This is a genomic window from Halarchaeum nitratireducens, assembly GCF_014647155.1.
GTDB lineage: Archaea > Halobacteriota > Halobacteria > Halobacteriales > Halobacteriaceae > Halarchaeum > Halarchaeum nitratireducens.
On the sequence record NZ_BMOQ01000003.1, the window covers coordinates 129,294 to 143,585 of the forward strand.

Sequence of the window (14,292 nt, forward strand, 5' to 3'; positions counted from 1 at the left end):
TCGGCGTGCGGACACGTCGGCATGGACGACGCGACCGCCTTCGAGTTCAAACTCCTCGTCGCCGGCACCGCCCTCATGGTGACGGGCGCGGTACTCCTCGGTACCGCGCCGACGCTCGTGCCGCTCGCCTACTTCGGCCTCGTCGCCGGCCTCCTCATGCTCCTCGGCGGCCTCACCGACCAGTCCGCGCGCGTTCGCGGGGACTGAGGGGGTGCCGCGTCCGAACCGTTATCCGTACCGGATCGATAGCTGACGACGCCCTCATGTCCGACTCGCGAACGCTCGCCACTGTCGCCGTCGTCGCGCTCGTCGTTGGCGTCGGCATCGGCCTTACTCTCCCATCGCTATCCGCTCCGAACGCCGCGCCCGATGACGCCGCCGAGCCGTCGCCGCCGACGGGGCTCGTGCTCGGTTCGAGCGGCGCGCACTGCTTGGCCAACGGTTCACACGACGGCTGGCTCTACAGCGTCGCGGACGGCGACCACTACAATTACGCGTTCAACGTGACGGTCCGCCACAAGCAGGGCGCATCGGTCGCCGCGAACGTGACCGGTGGGGCTGCCGGTGACTACACCGTCGCCGTTGAGACGACCGGCTCGGAGCGAAAACAGCCGGTCACGGACAGGGATTGTGCGGTCGGAACGACGCTCACCGGTGCGGGCACGCTCCCGACGAACTACAGTTCCGTCGACGTCGAGGTGGACGGTCGCGTCGTCACGACCGTCGAGAACGAGGGCACTATGCCGACGCTCCACCGTATCGACGGCGCGGTGCGCGCCGACGGGGCGAACGCGTCGGATTGGGGCGCCAGTTAGACCTTCTGCACGCCGAGGCGCATCCGGACTCCTTCGACGTCGTCGTACTCCTCGACGGCCGTGTTCGCGTCGTCGGGGTCGACCTCCGCGAACTCGCGGGCGCGGACCTCCTCGGCGATGAGATCCTCGCGCTCGCTGACGAGCGGCGCGACGCGGTCGTCGAAGACGAGGACATCGAGGCGGACCTCCGCCTCCATGTCGAGGTCGAGGTCCTTGCGGAGCTCTTGGGCGCGGCGCACGACCTCGCGGGCGTACCCCTCGGCCTCCAAGTCGTCGTCGAGTTCGGTGTCGACGTAGACCGTGCCGCCCTCGAAGCCCGCGGCGGCGACGTCGTCCGGCGTCTCCTCGCGGAACTCGACCATCTCGGGGGTGAGTTGCACCTCTCGGTCGAGGGCGTCGCGGACGGCGTCCTCCAGCAGGTCGAGGTCGTCGTCGGCGACGCGCGCGGCGTTCAGCGCCTCCATGACCTCGCCGGCGTCCCCGCCGAACGCGGGTCCGAGGACGCTCATGTCCGCCTCCGCGGAGTACTCGACGTCGCCGAACGTCTCGTCGGGGTCGAGCACCTCGATGCGGCGGGCGTTCAGGCGATCCGCGAGGAGGCCGCGGTAGTCATCGACCTGCCCGGCGACGCGCTCGCTGTCGGGGGAGACGACGACGCGCGCGACCGGCCAGCGGAGCTTCCGGCCGGCCTGTTGGCGCGCGTGATTGCCGGCCTCCTCGATGGAGCGCGCGGTGTCGATCGCGTCCTCCAGGGCGGGCTGTCGGAAGCGCTCCTCGATCGCGGGCCAGTCGCACATGTGGACGGTCGGGTGGCCCGACTCCCCGGTGAGGTAGCCGTACATCTCCTCGGTGACGAACGGCGCGTACGGCGCGAGGAGCGCGACGACCTCCCGGAGGACCTTGTGGAGCGTCGCGTAGGCGGCGGTCTTGTTCTCACCCGCCTGCTCGGTCCAGACGCGTTCGCGGATGAGCTGGATGTAGTAGCGCGAGAGGTCCTCGACGACGAACTCGCGCAGCGCCTGCAGGGCGCGGTGCTGCTCGCGGTTCTCCCAGTACTCCTCGGTGTCGTGTTTGAGCTTCTGGAGCGTCGAGAGGAGCCAGTCGTCCTCGACGGCGAGGTCGAGCTCGTCGACCGTCTGCGCCGTCGGGTCGAAGCCGTCCGCGCGCATGTAGGGCAGCGGGAAGCGAAAGACGTTCCAGAGGACGTTCAGGTCCCGTTGCATGTTCTGCATCTCGTCCCACGAGAAGCGCATGTCCTCGCCCTGCGGGTCCTGCCCGAGGAGGAACATCCGCATCGCGTCCGCGCCGTGCTTCTCGATGGCCTCGTGGGGCTGGACGACGTTCCCGACCGACTTGCTCATCTTCCGGCCGTCCTCGTCGTTGGCGAAGCCGTGCATCAACACCTCGTCGTAGGGGACGTCGCCCATCGCCGCGGTGCCCATGCCCAGCTGACTCCAGAACCACCCGCGGGTCTGGTCGTGGGCCTCCATGATGAGGTCCGCCGGCCAGAGCTCCTCGAAGTCGCCCTCCTCTTCGGGGTAGTCGAGCGTCCCCCACGAGGCGACCGAACTGTCGAGCCACACGTCGAAGACGTCGGGGACGCGCTCGTACGTCACGCCCTCTTCCGTGATCGTGACGTCGTCGACGGCGGGCTTGTGGATGTCCATCCCGGCGTCGAGGTCTTGATCGGCGCGCTCGACGAGCTCGTCGCGCGTCCCGATGACGATCCGGTCGTCGGGCCGTTCGCCCTTCGTCCCCTCAGCGACCCAGATGGGGACGGGGATGCCCCAGTAGCGCTGGCGCGAGACGTTCCAGTCCGGCGCGCTCTCGATGAAGTCGCGGAAGCGGTTGTCCCGCGCCCACTGCGGGTGCCACTCCGAGTCCTCCATGTTCTCGAGCAGCTCGTCTTTCACGTCGGTGATCGTGATGAACCACTGGTCGGTGGCAAGCTGGAGGATCGGGGTGTCACAGCGCCAACAGTGGCCGTAGGAGTGGGTGACGGTGCCGGAGGCGAGGAGCAACCCCTTGCGCGCGAGGTCCTGCGTGATGGCCTCGTCGGCGTCCTTCACGAACTCGCCCGCGTACGTGCCCGCTTCGTCGGTGTAGACGCCGTCGCCGCCGACGGGGCAGAAGACCGGGAGACCGAGCTCCTCGCCGCGCTCGAAGTCCACGTCACCGTGGCCGGGCGCGGAGTGGACGAGCCCCGTGTCCTCGGCTTCGACGTAATCCGCGTGGTAGACCTCGCCGACGCCCCGTTCGTCCGGCCGGTCCGGTACCTCCTCGGCGAGCGGGTGGTCGTACTCCCAGCCGAGCATGTGCGCGCCGGGGAAGGAGTCGACGACCTCGTAGTCGTCGTAGCGCCCCTCCTTCAGGACCTCCTCGACGCAGGCCTCCGCGAGGTAGAGCGTCTCCGTCTCGCCGTCCTTCGTCGCCGCCACCCGCTGGTAGGTGATGTCCTCGCCGACCGCGACGAACTCGTTCGCCGGAATCGTCCACGGCGTCGTCGTGTAGATGACGAGACTCCCCTCGCGCTCCGCGAGTGGGAACTTCACGTGGACGGTCGGGTCCTCGACGTCCTCGTACTCCACCTCGTTGTTGGCGATCGCGGTCTCGCAGCGCGGACACTGGCTGATCGAGCGTTTGCCCTGCTCGACGAGGCCGCGATCGGCGGCGCGGTTGAACGCCCACCAGGCCGCCTCCATGTACGTCGGATCGACCGTCTTGTAGGGGTTCTCCCAGTCCATCCAGACGCCGAAGGATTGGAAGTCGGATTGGAGGCCCTCGAGCTGTTCGTTTGCGAACTGCTTGCACTCCTCGATGAAGGCCTCGACGCCGAACGCCTCGATGTCCTGTTTCGAGTCGAAGTCGAGGCGCTCCTCGACCTTCGTCTCGATGGGGAGGCCGTGCATGTCGTAGCCCGGCCGGTCGGTCACGTCGTAGCCGTTCATCCGGTAGTAGCGGATGTAGGCGTCCTTCAGGGACTTGTTCCACGTCGTCCCCATGTGGGCCGCACCGCTCGTGTAGGGGGGGCCGTCGACGAAGAAGAAGTCCTCACCGTCCTCGCGGTGGGCCTTCGTCCGCTCGTAGGCGTCCACCTCGTCCCAGTAGTCGAACACCCGGTCCCGAACCGCCTCGGGGTCGTACTGCTCCGGGGGCTCGGCGAATCGGTCCATGCCCCATGCCTCACTCTCCTCGGTGAAAGGAGAATCGGTCCCGCGCCCGCGGGCGCGCCGACGCGAGCGAAACGCTTTCGACGCGCTCTCGCCTTCGGGGCGTATGGGACGCTACGGGAACGTCGACTACCCGACGCTGACGAAACGCACGACGCTCTGCTCTCTCGCCCTCGTCGTCGGGGGGTTCCTCCTCGCCGACGCCGGGACGGCGCTCTTCGGGACGCTCCCCGGCTGGGCGATGACCGTCGCCGTCGACGCCGAAGGGCTGGGTGCGCTCGGCATCATCCTCTGCCCGCTCGTCTTCGGCGTCGTCCTCCCGCTCACCGAATAACTAAGGCCGCCGCGCGCGCACCACACGCACGTGAGTGACGACTGCATCTTCTGCTCGATCGTCGCGGGCGACATCCCCGGCCGCATCGTCGCCGAGACCGACGACGCCGTCGCGTTCCTCGACGCCAACCCGCTCGCGCCCGGCCACACCCTCGTCGTACCGGCGAGCCACCGCCAGCGCCTCGCCGACCTCGACGCCGCCGAGTCGAGCGCCGTCTTCGACCTCGTTCACGCCCTCGCTCCCGACGTGGAGGCCGCCGTCGACGCCGACGCGCTGACCGTCGGAATCAACGACGGCGAGGCCGCCGGCCAGGAGGTCCCGCACGTCCACGCCCACGTCGTCCCGCGCTTCGAGGGCGACGGCGGCGGCCCCATCCACGCCGTCGCGGGCGAACGCCCCCACCTCGACGACGACGAACTCGACGAGATCGCCGCGCGGATCGCGGACTGAGCCGTCGCCCGTCGCGGGCACGCGTCCGAATCGCCGCCGGCGGAACGACTAACATCGACCCGGACGCCCCTCACCGTATGGACGCACCAACGGTGACGCTAGCGAGCGGCGACGAACTCCCGGCGGTCGGCGTCGGAACGTGGGACATCGGCGGCGAGACGGTGAAAGACGCCGCCCGCGCGGGCCTCGACGCCGGCTACGCGCACGTCGACACCGCCGAGGGGTATCACAACGAGGCCGCCATCGGCGAGGTCCTCGCCGACTACGACCGCGAGGAGTACTGGCTCACCTCGAAGGTCCTCCCCAAACACCTCAGCTACGACGCGCTCATCGAGTCCTGCGAGGCCTCCCTCGATCGCCTCGGCGTCGACTCCCTCGATCTCTACCTCGTCCACTGGCCGAACCCCGCGGTGTCCATCCGCGAGACGATGGACGCGATGGCCACCCTGAAACGGCGCGGTCTCGTGGAGAACGTCGGCGTCTCGAACTTCAGCGCCTATCAACTCTCCTGCGCACAGCACGTCAGCGACGTTCCCATCGTCGTCAACCAGATCGAGTACCACCCGTGGTTCCAGCGCGACGACCTCCTCCAGTACTGCCGCGAGACGGACACCGTCGTCGAGGCCGCCGCGCCGCTCGCGCGCACCGAGGTCTTCGCGGACGAAGTCGTCCGGGAACTCGCCGCGTCGTACGACAAATCGCCCGCCCAGATCGTTCTCAAGTGGGCCGTGGAGAACGGCGTCGCCGTCCTCCCGAAATCCTCCTCGCCCGAGCACGTCCGCGCGAACCGCGAGCTCTTCGACTGGGACCTCGACGAGTCCGACCGCGCGCGCCTCGACGCGCGCGACCGGAACCACCCGGTGTACGACACGCCCGCCCGCGACTGGTCCGGTGACGTCTACGGCATCAACAGCTAGACGCCACCGCACTTTCGTTCGGGCCGCCCGCCCGTGGACGTATGTCGAATCCCGAATCGAACACCCTCGCCGTCGTCGGGACGGCCGGCGGCGTCGGCGCGACTCGCCTCTCCGTCGAGGCCGCCGCGCTTCTCGCCGCGGCCGGCCGCGACGCGCTCGTGCTCGATGCGAACTACGCGACGCAGGGGCTCTCGACGTACGTCGACGACCGCCTCGATCCCGACGTGACGGCGCTCGTCACCGACCCCGAACTCGGCGTCGACGACGCCGCCTCCCCGCTCGACGCGCCCGGGACGCCCCCGCGCGCGAGCGCGATCGCCTCACGGACGTCGGCGTCGACACGGAGGCGACCGTCGTTGCCAACTCCAGCGACGAGGACGCGCTCGCCGATGCAGACGTCGCCGTCGCCGACGCCGACCTCGGTCCCGAGAGCGCGCCCCCGCCGTCACGCCAGCCGACTCGGACGACTACACGCGCGCGGTCGCGTCGCTCGTCGAACGGGCGTTCGCCCTCGACGACCTCGTCCCCGAGGACGCCCGGGCTTCCTCGCGGGCCTTCGTCGTCGGCTCGACTGAGCTATCGGAGGTCGTCGGGCGTCCCGCACGCGCCGGCGAGCGCGTCCCGGCTCCGTCGATCGAGCGTCCGCGAGTCGGGTTCGCGCGCCGCCGCGACGACCGCCGCGGCCTCTTCGAGCGGCGGGTGCGTCGCGCAGTACGCCCCGAGAGCGAACTCGGCGTCGCTCGCCCCGGAGAGCGCCACCGCTTCGCTCCGCGTCAGCTCGCCGTCCAGCCAATCCGCGACGATCTCGCGCGCGAGCGGCGAGACGGGGTTCACGCCGCCGACGCCGAGGACGTGTAACACCTTCGCACCGGTCGTCGGCGCGACCCCCGCGGTGGCCGCCGCGGCCCCCACGCTCGTCCCCGCCCCGTAGGCGTCGAGGAGCGCCGCCGCGACCGCTACGCGGCACGGGAGGTCGTCCGCGTACGGCGTCAACCGTTCCGCGAGCGGTGCCTCCGTCGCGTCGACGGTCGCCACCCCGCGCTCGCGCTGCGGCGTCGTGACCGTCAACCCGGCCGCGATGTCCGAGAGCCCCATCACTCTCCTATCCGTCGGCTCACCTACATGAAGGTGCCGTTCGGTGCGGCGCCCGCGGGCGAACCCGCACGGTTCCGAACGTACCGGTGACCGGTACGTTCCCGCCGCGCTCGACTCTCTCGCGGTCACGATCCGCCCCTCGCTTAAGTACCGGTTCGGCACCAAGTCGTGTGTATGAGCCAATCGACGGCGACGACCTGCCCCGAGTGTGCCGGTAGCCTCGAACGCGACAGCCATGAGATGGTCTGCACCGACTGCGGGCTCGTCGTCGACACCGACCGCCTCGATCGCGGTCCCGAGTGGCGCTCGTTCGCGGACGACGACCGAAACCGCGAGCGCGTCGGCGCGCCCCTCACCCGCTCGCGCCACGACCGCGGCCTCAGCACCGAGATCGGGTACTCCTCGCGGCTCACCGGCCGTAAGCGCCGTCAGTTCGCGCGCCTCCGCCGTCAACACAGCCGCGCGAACGTCGCAAGCAAGGCGGAACGCAACCAGATCTACGCGTTCACCGAGATCCGTCGGCTCGTGAGCTCGCTCTCGCTCACGTACAGCGTCCGCGATCAGGCCTGCGCGCTCTTCGACAGCGCACAGACCGAGGGGCTCCTCCGCGGACGCTCACTCGAAGGGTTCGCCGCGGCCGCCGTCTACGCCGTCTGCCGGACGAACGGCGTCGCGCGAACCGTCGACGAGACCGTCGCGGTCGCCCGCGCCGACGAGAACGAACTCCACGCCGCGTACGCCGCGATGAACCGCGACCTCGGCCTCCGGACCGGTCCGATCGACGCCCGCGAGTACATCCCGCGTTTCGCCACTGAGCTCGACGTGCCCCGCGCCGTCGAGCGCCGCGCGACCACGCTCGCCGCCGGCGCCGCCGAGACCGGATCGACCGGCGGCCGCAAACCCAGCGGCGTCGCCGCCGCCTGCCTCTACGCCGCCGCCCGCGAGGCGGATCACCCGCTCACCCAACGCCGAGCCGCCGACGCCGCCGGCGTCACGCCCGCGACGCTCCGAAACGCCTACTACGCCCTCGACTGACCCTCCGAACTCGGCTCTTCTCGCGTCCGCGTCGCCCGCTCCCCTACAGCCCGCACGCCCGCACCGCGTCCGCGAGCGCCTCGAATCCCGCACTCGCCGGCGCGTCCGGGAACAGCGCACCCGCCGGATAGCCGCTTCGGCGCGCCCGCCGTACCGTTTCGTCTTTCGGGATCGCCACGCCGGGCGCCCCGAGCGTCCGCTCCACCGCGTCCGGCACGCCGTCGGCGCGGTTGTACGCGATCGCCGCCAACCCCGCGTCGAACGACCGGGCGAGCTCGCGCACCCGGATCGCGTCGGCGAACGCCGGTCGCGCCGGTGCGGTGACGACGACGCAGGCGTCCGCGACCGCGAGCGGCACGCCCACGTCTGCGCGCATCCCGGCCGCGCAGTCCACGACGACGTCGCCGTATTGGCGCGCCACCGCGCCCAGCGCCTCGCCGAGTCGGCCCACGTCGCACGCCCGCGCCCCGGCGAGCGTGCGTCCGCACGGGAGGATCGACACCGCGCCGCCCTCGCGGACGGCCTCGACCGGCGACGCGCGCCCCGCGAGCACGTCGTGGAGATCCGGCCCGCGCGCCGTCGGGAGGTCCGCCATCGAGAGGTCGGCGTCGACCACGACCGCGTCCAGTCGCAGACCGAGTTCGAGCGCGACCGTCGACGTCCCGACGCCGCCCTTGCCGCCGACGACGGCGAGTATCACGGGCCCCTCGCGAGCGATCGCAGGCGGTCGTCCACGACCTCCAGCGCGCGCCGATCCGCCTCGCTCGCCGTCCCCTCGCTCACTCGACTCGCCACGTCGCCGAGCCACGCCGCCACCGCCGGTGGGACCGGCTCCGTCTCCGACGCCCCGTGCGGTCCGCTCTCTGCGGACGGGCGGGGATCGCCGAGGTCGCGTAGCGCGTCGGCGACCGTCGCCGCCCTCCTCCCGCCCGTCCCGGCACGATCCGTCCACGCGACGCGACACGGCCGGTCAGCGGGAGCGCCCCCGCACGCGTATCCGAGCGCGAGCGTCCCCCCCCGCCCGGAACGACGCCCTCGAAGCCGTCCGCGTCCCACCCCTCAACGGCGACGCCGTCCCGCGCCGGGGGACGGACGACGCCGTCCAGTTCGTTCGTGACCCGGACCCGTCGGTCCGCGTCATCGTCGTTCCGCACGACCGCCGTGACGAGCGTCACGCCGCCGTGCTCCCTCGCGTCGCTGTCGATGCCGATGGACACGTGCCATCGTGGTCCCGCGTTCGGGCTTAAACGCGTGCCGCGACGAGCACCACGGGTGCGTCGAGACACGCCGCCGCCCGCGTTGCGCGCTCGAACGGCCCGCCCGCGAGTACCAGCGGCGCCCGCACCCGCGACACCCGCGCGAGGGCGAGGGCGTCGCGCCACGATCCCCCGGGAACGGCGCGCCGCGCTCGCTCGTACGACGACCGGATCTCCGCCACCAGCGCCGCATCGCGCTCCCGCTTCAGCCGCCGCTCCTCGTCCGCGAGCCGGAGCCGCCGCTCCCGCTCGTCGCGGACGATGCGCGCCTCCCGACGGAGCCGCTCGTACGTCTCGGTGGCCGCGATCACCTCCGTCTCCGCGTCGGTGAGCGCCGCGATAGCCGTCCCGTGTGCGTCCATCACGTCGGCGTCCACCATCCCCGCATTTCTGAGCGCCGCGACCTGTCCGCCGAGGCGCTCGACGCGTTCCCGGCGCGCCACGACGTCCGCGCCGAGCGTCGCGAGTCGCTCGCGCGCTGCGCGGAGCCCCCGGACCTCCGCGATCGGGTCGGCCAGCGCCCCCCGGAGCGTGCGGAGCCTCGCCGTCACCGGAGCGTCGTGTCCGCGCGAGCGCGCCGCTGCGGCCAGCATCGCCGGCCCGACCGTCCGCGGTCGGTCGAGTAACCCGACGGTGTCGTGCACCGCCGTCGGCGTCGGACAGTCGAGCCATCCGTCGGCATCGCGGATCGCGCGTACCACGTCGGCCGCGGACACGTCGGCGTCACGGAAGTCCAGGGCGTCGGATCGCATCGTTCGCCCGTCGACGCGCGCCCGCATCAGTCCGCGAGCGGCGTCTCGCGCATCGCGTCCGGCTCCGGGAGACCGCGTCCCGCCGCGAACTTCGCGTACGGCGTGCTCGGCGACTCGCGCGCCTCGTACGCCGCCGCGGCGTCGCGGACGTGCTCGGGGACGTCGCGGTACTCGTTCAGCGGTTCCGTCCGCGCCACTTCCACCGCCGTCCCGAAGCGCTCTCGGAGGCGACACGCGACGAACGCGCCGTACTCCGTCTCGCACAAGAGGACCGCCCGACCGAAGCGACGGATCACGGCCTCCGCGTGCGTCGAACAACTGTTCCGCAGGGCCTGTCTCGCGGCCCGCGAGTACGCGACGATCAGTAACACCTCGGTAGAAGAGCGACCGGCGGATAAAACGTCGCCGGTCGGACACTACGCGAGCCGCGACACGGAGACCCGCCCGGTCGTGTCGTCGACGAGCGCCGCGACCCGCTCGCGCGCTTCGCGCTCGCTCGCCGCGAGCACGACGAGGCCCTCGGCGCCCGGGTCGCCCGACGCCCGCCACGCCACGAGGTCGCCGTCGTAGTCCGTCGCGTACGTCCGCAGGATCGAACACACTCGCTCCTCCGCGCTCGCGAGATCCGTCTCGCCGCGCTCCAGGTCCCCGAGGGTCTCCTCGACGTTCCGGAGCGCGCTGATGCGGTCCATCAGGTCGTCCGCAAGTGGCCAGTCGAGGGCTCGTAGACCTCTCCCTGTTTCTTCAGCTTCTCGATCTCGTGTTCGGCCTTCGAGCGCTCCATCCCGACCTCCTCGGCGCGCGCCATGACCTCCTCGGTCGGCGCGCCCTCCTCGAAGTCGTCCTCGATGTCCTCGATGAGCGCCCGCAGGTTCTTGATACGGTCGCGCTGGCTCTTCGACGTCCCCGTCTCGACGACGTCCGCGTCGAACTCCCCGGTCTCGGGGTCGACCCCGATGGCTTCCAGACACGAGCGCACGATGGCGATGACCCGCTCCGCGTCCTTCTCCTCGACCGTATCCGAGAGCCGAACGCGCGCCGAGGCCTCCGCGAGGCGCACGAGCGCTTCGAGCTTGCGAGCCGTCACCGGCACCGGCGCGTCCTCGTCCGCGCCCTCCGCGCGCAGATCGACGTAGAACTGCTCGATCGCCGCGCGCGCTTCGTCGCTCATCGCCGGGTAGACGTTCCGGCGGGCGTACGCGATGTACTTCCGCAGGAGCTCAGCGTCGATCTCCGGGGCGACCTCGTCCGTCTGTGCCGCGACCTCGTCCTCCGTGTAGTTCGCCGAGGCGAGATGTTCGCGCTGCGTGTGGAGCTCGCCCGCGTAGTTCGTCTGCAGGATGTGCTCCGCGAGCCGCGCGTCCTCCTCCGGGTCCGGCTGGTCGGCCACCGTGAAGATCAGGTCGAAGCGCGAGATGAGCGCCGGCTCCAAGTCGATCTGCTCGCCGATCGGCTCGTACTGGTCGAAGCGCCCGTATTTCGGGTTCGCCGCGCCGAGCAGCGAACACCGCGACTTCAGCGTGGCGTTTATCCCCGCCTTGCTGATACTGATCGATTGCTGCTCCAGTGCCTCGTGCATGGCCGAGCGGTCGTCGGGAGCCATCTTGTCGAGCTCGTCGACCGCCGCGATCCCCCGATCCGCGAGGACGAGCGCGCCCGCCTCCAGCGTCCACTGCTGACCGTCACCGAAGTCGTCGCGCACGGCGGCCGCGGTGAGGCCCGCGCTCGACGATCCCTTCCCGGAGGTGTAGACGGAGCGCGGCGCTATGTTCTGTACATATGACAGGAGCTGGGAGTTGTGAGAGACGACGCCATTCGAGATGTACGTGTGCGTCCCTTCGACTTCGAGGTCGTACACCCACTCCTCGGCGGGTTCGACGCGCTCGATGTAGTCGATCCGGTCCCACGAGACATCGTTCTCGGCGAGCGATCGGAGGCGTTCGACGTCGTCTGCTACACCGAGCGAGTCCTCCACTCGTTCGACGAGCCCGCTCTGCGCCGCAGACACTTTCCCGCCGTCCGGGACGACATCGTTTTGCTCGTAGTAGCTCACGGCGGTCTGTTCGACGCCCATCCTGTCAGCGAGCGCAGCCTGCGAGACGTTCAACTCCCGCCTGATCGCCGTGACGTCGTTCCACTCTCCGGCTTCGAGTCGCCGCTTCGTCTCGCGGAGCCACGCAAGACGGGCCTCGAATGCGTCGACGACCGATTGGAGGTTCCCCCTGCTCGGGTTCCGGTCACCGCGCTCGTAGTGCTGGTACGTCGTGCGCGTGAGCCCGCACTCGGCCTGTGAGAGTTGGAGCGCCTTCCGGATCCGCCGGAGTTCGTCGCCCACTTCGGGGACGACGTCGACGTTCGTGTTCGACGATCGGTCATCGAACGCATGCGAGGCCGTTGTCTTCCGGTCAGTGACGAATCCGATGGCGTCGACGTAGCGACGGAAGCTGTCCCCGCCGATCCGCAGCCGATAGCTCCCGTCGTGTCGTTCCTCGACGCTGCCGGTGACGTCGAACGCGAGCAGGAGTGTTCGGACGCCTTCGAGGAGGTCACAGCTCATCGAGGCGACCGTGATCTCCCGCTGTGTCGTCGAGACGTGACCCTCCGCGTCGACGTACGCGCGGAGGAACGCGCGTTTCGTCTCTAGCGTCGCACTCTTAATCGCGTCGGGGACGCGTTGCCCGGCCGAGCGTTCGAGGGTAGCGGGTTCGAGGTTCTTGAGGAAGCTCGCGAACTCGCCCGAATTACAGCGCACTGTCCTCGCGGACTTCCCCTCCCGTGGTTCGTCGACGCTGTAGTTGAGGCCGAGCGCGTCGAACGCGCCCGTGACATCGTCTACGATCTCGGCGTCGTTGTTCGTCACACGGACGTCCGCCGTGTGATCGTCACGGAGGACGACGTGCCCCTCGGCGACGACGTAGGCGACGAGTCGCGCGAGCGACGGCGTCCACTCGTTCGGGAGGTCGAGGTGGACCGCGTTCGGCGCTCTCGACATACGGTACTCGACGTCGAGCGCGTCGTCTCCATCCGTGTCGAGCGTCCGCGGTGTCGCGACGAACTCGCCCTCCCTGAGGTCGTCGGCCCGCTTGGCTTCGATGCGCCCGTTCGACTGTACGAAAAGCGGGTGTGACGGCGTCACGTCGAGCTCGCGCCCGCTCGACGTGCGGACGCGACACATCTCCTCGGGAGCCTCGCGCTTCCACACCTTCGTCGCCCGCCGTTCGACGAGCGATCCGTCGGCCTCCATCGACGGCAGCGGGATGTCCACGGCGTCCCAGACGCCGTCGTCGACCGGGGTCGGGTCGTCGAGGTTCTCCTCGACGAGATCCCGTATCGGCCGCTCCGTCCCGTCGGCGAGCGTGACGCCGGTGTCGCCGTCGAGACATTTCCCCGTACCCGGGTCCCCGATCAGGAGCATGTGGAGGTCGCCCCGGATCCGCGAGCCGTCCGGGAGGTGTTTGGTGACGCCGCTGAAGAGCTGGAGGAGCATCGCCAGCTTCGCCTGGCGGTGGCCGTAGATGGAGGGCGCGACCGAATCGACCATGTCCTCGTAGATGTCCGGACGCTGGGAGATCTCGACGATGGCCTCCTTGTCCTCGTTCGTGATCTCCATGTCCTCGAACTGCTCGTCCTCGATCTCGACGTAGTTGCCCTCCATGTAGACGTCGAAGACCGGACTCTCGTTCGACCCCTCGCTCTGATCGAGGCGCAGCGATCCCGTCGCGGTGACGTGATCGCCCGGCGTCACCTGTCCCGTGAGGTCGTCCTCGATGTGGACGTCGATGTTCTCCGGCGTCTCGCCGCCCGCGAGCCCCTCGGGGTTCTCCTGGATCCGGAGCTTCTGTGCGTCGATGAACTCCGACTTCTCCGGGTCGAGTTTGAACGGGCCCTGGCGCTCGCAGGACTCGCACTGGTAGGGCTCTTGGAAACCGGAGTCCGATTGGGGGATCTGCGTCTCGTAGTTACAGCGCTGGCAGACGAACACCGCCTGCTCGATCTTCGGGCGGACCTCCGTCGCCTTCCGGACGATGCCCTGCACGGCGACGAAGGTGTTGAGGTGCTCGGAGCGCAGCGCACGGATCTCCGTCGCCTCGGCGAGCCCGCGCACGCGGACGTGCGCCTGTCCGAGAGAGACGTCGATCGGGAGGTCGTAGCGTCGCAGCGCCTCCTCGGCGGCCTCCTGATACCGATCGGGGTAGCGGAGGTAGTCGTCCGCGAGGTCCGCGTCGAACTGATAGAGGTCCCCCCAGTCGATGCGCAGGCTCTTCCGATCGCGCGGGTAGTTCCGTGCGAGGTCGCCGACCTCGTCCGAGTAGTACCGTCGGAAGAACGCCTCGAAGCGGTCGACGAGTTCCTGATCCGTAGCCTGAGCCATTCGCTCACGTAGGTAGCGCGTGACGCCGTAAGAAGGTTCGCAAAGGACAGTGAAACTGGACGTCCATCTTTTTCCGACTCGGGTCAGCGAAGCTGA

Annotated in this window: 15 protein-coding genes; 7 read left to right on the forward strand and 8 right to left on the reverse strand. The window is 70.1% G+C overall.

Annotated elements, in window-relative coordinates; genetic code table 11:
• The first annotated feature begins 21 nt into the window (after positions 1–21).
• Positions 22–207: a hypothetical protein gene (locus tag IEX91_RS05215; RefSeq protein ID WP_188877536.1), complete on the forward strand. Its 186-nt coding sequence runs from the start codon at positions 22–24 to the stop codon at positions 205–207.
• A 56-nt stretch (positions 208–263) separates the two neighbouring features.
• On the forward strand, positions 264–815 hold the full coding sequence (locus tag IEX91_RS05220; protein WP_188877537.1) for a hypothetical protein: 552 nt from the start codon (positions 264–266) through the stop codon (positions 813–815).
• Here the strand turns inward: IEX91_RS05220 and ileS are convergent.
• Positions 812–3,988 carry an isoleucine--tRNA ligase gene (gene ileS, locus IEX91_RS05225; RefSeq protein WP_188877538.1) on the reverse strand — a complete coding sequence of 1,059 codons (3,177 nt, stop codon included), beginning with the start codon at positions 3,986–3,988 and terminating at the stop codon, positions 812–814. The genes IEX91_RS05220 and ileS overlap by 4 nt on opposite strands.
• A gap of 103 nt (positions 3,989–4,091) precedes the next feature.
• Between ileS and IEX91_RS05230 the strand changes: the two genes are divergently transcribed.
• The 4 genes from IEX91_RS05230 to IEX91_RS05245 all read left to right on the forward strand — a co-directional run bounded on the left by IEX91_RS05230 (position 4,092) and on the right by IEX91_RS05245 (position 6,261).
• A complete protein-coding gene (locus IEX91_RS05230; protein WP_188877539.1) occupies positions 4,092–4,319 on the forward strand; it encodes a DUF7860 family protein in 228 nt (75 codons plus the stop codon).
• 30 nt (positions 4,320–4,349) lie between these two features.
• A complete protein-coding gene (locus IEX91_RS05235) occupies positions 4,350–4,769 on the forward strand; it encodes an HIT family protein (protein WP_188877540.1) in 420 nt (139 codons plus the stop codon).
• A gap of 77 nt (positions 4,770–4,846) precedes the next feature.
• Complete coding sequence (locus tag IEX91_RS05240; protein ID WP_188877542.1) at positions 4,847–5,686, forward strand: aldo/keto reductase; 840 nt, start codon at positions 4,847–4,849, stop codon at positions 5,684–5,686.
• Between the two features lie 41 nt (positions 5,687–5,727).
• Entirely contained in the window at positions 5,728–6,261 is a 534-nt protein-coding gene (locus tag IEX91_RS05245) for a hypothetical protein (RefSeq protein ID WP_188877544.1), read from the forward strand.
• Position 6,262: 1 nt separating this feature from the next.
• Here IEX91_RS05245 and IEX91_RS05250 read toward each other — a convergent pair whose 3' ends face one another.
• Positions 6,263–6,781, reverse strand: a complete 519-nt coding sequence (locus IEX91_RS05250) for a DUF7858 family protein (protein WP_188877546.1) — start codon at positions 6,779–6,781, stop codon at positions 6,263–6,265.
• A gap of 174 nt (positions 6,782–6,955) precedes the next feature.
• On the opposite strand from IEX91_RS05250, the gene IEX91_RS05255 reads away from it, so the two are divergent.
• Positions 6,956–7,816 (forward strand): transcription initiation factor IIB, encoded by an 861-nt coding sequence (locus IEX91_RS05255; RefSeq protein ID WP_188877547.1) that lies wholly within the window; start codon positions 6,956–6,958, stop codon positions 7,814–7,816.
• A gap of 43 nt (positions 7,817–7,859) precedes the next feature.
• Here the strand turns inward: IEX91_RS05255 and IEX91_RS05260 are convergent, their stop codons facing one another.
• The 6 genes from IEX91_RS05260 to IEX91_RS05285 all read right to left on the reverse strand — a co-directional run bounded on the left by IEX91_RS05260 (position 7,860) and on the right by IEX91_RS05285 (position 14,196).
• The gene (locus tag IEX91_RS05260; RefSeq protein ID WP_188877549.1) at positions 7,860–8,516 is read right to left on the reverse strand and encodes a MinD/ParA family ATP-binding protein; all 657 of its coding nucleotides are present in this window, start codon (positions 8,514–8,516) and stop codon (positions 7,860–7,862) included.
• Between the two features lie 79 nt (positions 8,517–8,595).
• On the reverse strand, positions 8,596–9,033 hold the full coding sequence (locus tag IEX91_RS05265; RefSeq protein WP_188877551.1) for a DUF7857 domain-containing protein: 438 nt from the start codon (positions 9,031–9,033) through the stop codon (positions 8,596–8,598).
• A 26-nt stretch (positions 9,034–9,059) separates the two neighbouring features.
• Complete coding sequence (locus tag IEX91_RS05270) at positions 9,060–9,824, reverse strand: DUF7856 family protein (protein WP_188877552.1); 765 nt, start codon at positions 9,822–9,824, stop codon at positions 9,060–9,062.
• Between the two features lie 26 nt (positions 9,825–9,850).
• Positions 9,851–10,195, reverse strand: a complete 345-nt coding sequence (locus IEX91_RS05275) for a DUF7855 family protein (protein ID WP_188877553.1) — start codon at positions 10,193–10,195, stop codon at positions 9,851–9,853.
• A 45-nt stretch (positions 10,196–10,240) separates the two neighbouring features.
• Positions 10,241–10,516: a DUF7854 family protein gene (locus IEX91_RS05280; RefSeq protein ID WP_188877554.1), complete on the reverse strand. Its 276-nt coding sequence runs from the start codon at positions 10,514–10,516 to the stop codon at positions 10,241–10,243.
• The gene (locus IEX91_RS05285) at positions 10,516–14,196 is read right to left on the reverse strand and encodes an LAGLIDADG family homing endonuclease (RefSeq protein WP_188877555.1); all 3,681 of its coding nucleotides are present in this window, start codon (positions 14,194–14,196) and stop codon (positions 10,516–10,518) included. The genes IEX91_RS05280 and IEX91_RS05285 overlap by 1 nt, the downstream gene beginning before the upstream one ends.
• Positions 14,197–14,292 lie beyond the last annotated feature (96 nt).

What these genes read in the sequence shown, in the direction of transcription:
- IEX91_RS05285 (WP_188877555.1), bottom strand. Translation starts at nt 14,196, where the DNA reads ATGGCTCAGGCTACGGATCAGGAACTCGTCGACCGCTTCGAGGCGTTC.
- IEX91_RS05245 (WP_188877544.1), top strand. Translation starts at nt 5,728, where the DNA reads ATGTCGAATCCCGAATCGAACACCCTCGCCGTCGTCGGGACGGCCGGC.
- IEX91_RS05220 (WP_188877537.1), top strand. Translation starts at nt 264, where the DNA reads ATGTCCGACTCGCGAACGCTCGCCACTGTCGCCGTCGTCGCGCTCGTC.
- IEX91_RS05280 (WP_188877554.1), bottom strand. Translation starts at nt 10,516, where the DNA reads ATGGACCGCATCAGCGCGCTCCGGAACGTCGAGGAGACCCTCGGGGAC.
- IEX91_RS05230 (WP_188877539.1), top strand. Translation starts at nt 4,092, where the DNA reads ATGGGACGCTACGGGAACGTCGACTACCCGACGCTGACGAAACGCACG.
- IEX91_RS05240 (WP_188877542.1), top strand. Translation starts at nt 4,847, where the DNA reads ATGGACGCACCAACGGTGACGCTAGCGAGCGGCGACGAACTCCCGGCG.
- IEX91_RS05270 (WP_188877552.1), bottom strand. Translation starts at nt 9,824, where the DNA reads ATGCGATCCGACGCCCTGGACTTCCGTGACGCCGACGTGTCCGCGGCC.
- IEX91_RS05215 (WP_188877536.1), top strand. Translation starts at nt 22, where the DNA reads ATGGACGACGCGACCGCCTTCGAGTTCAAACTCCTCGTCGCCGGCACC.
- IEX91_RS05255 (WP_188877547.1), top strand. Translation starts at nt 6,956, where the DNA reads ATGAGCCAATCGACGGCGACGACCTGCCCCGAGTGTGCCGGTAGCCTC.
- IEX91_RS05250 (WP_188877546.1), bottom strand. Translation starts at nt 6,781, where the DNA reads ATGGGGCTCTCGGACATCGCGGCCGGGTTGACGGTCACGACGCCGCAG.
- ileS (WP_188877538.1), bottom strand. Translation starts at nt 3,988, where the DNA reads ATGGACCGATTCGCCGAGCCCCCGGAGCAGTACGACCCCGAGGCGGTT.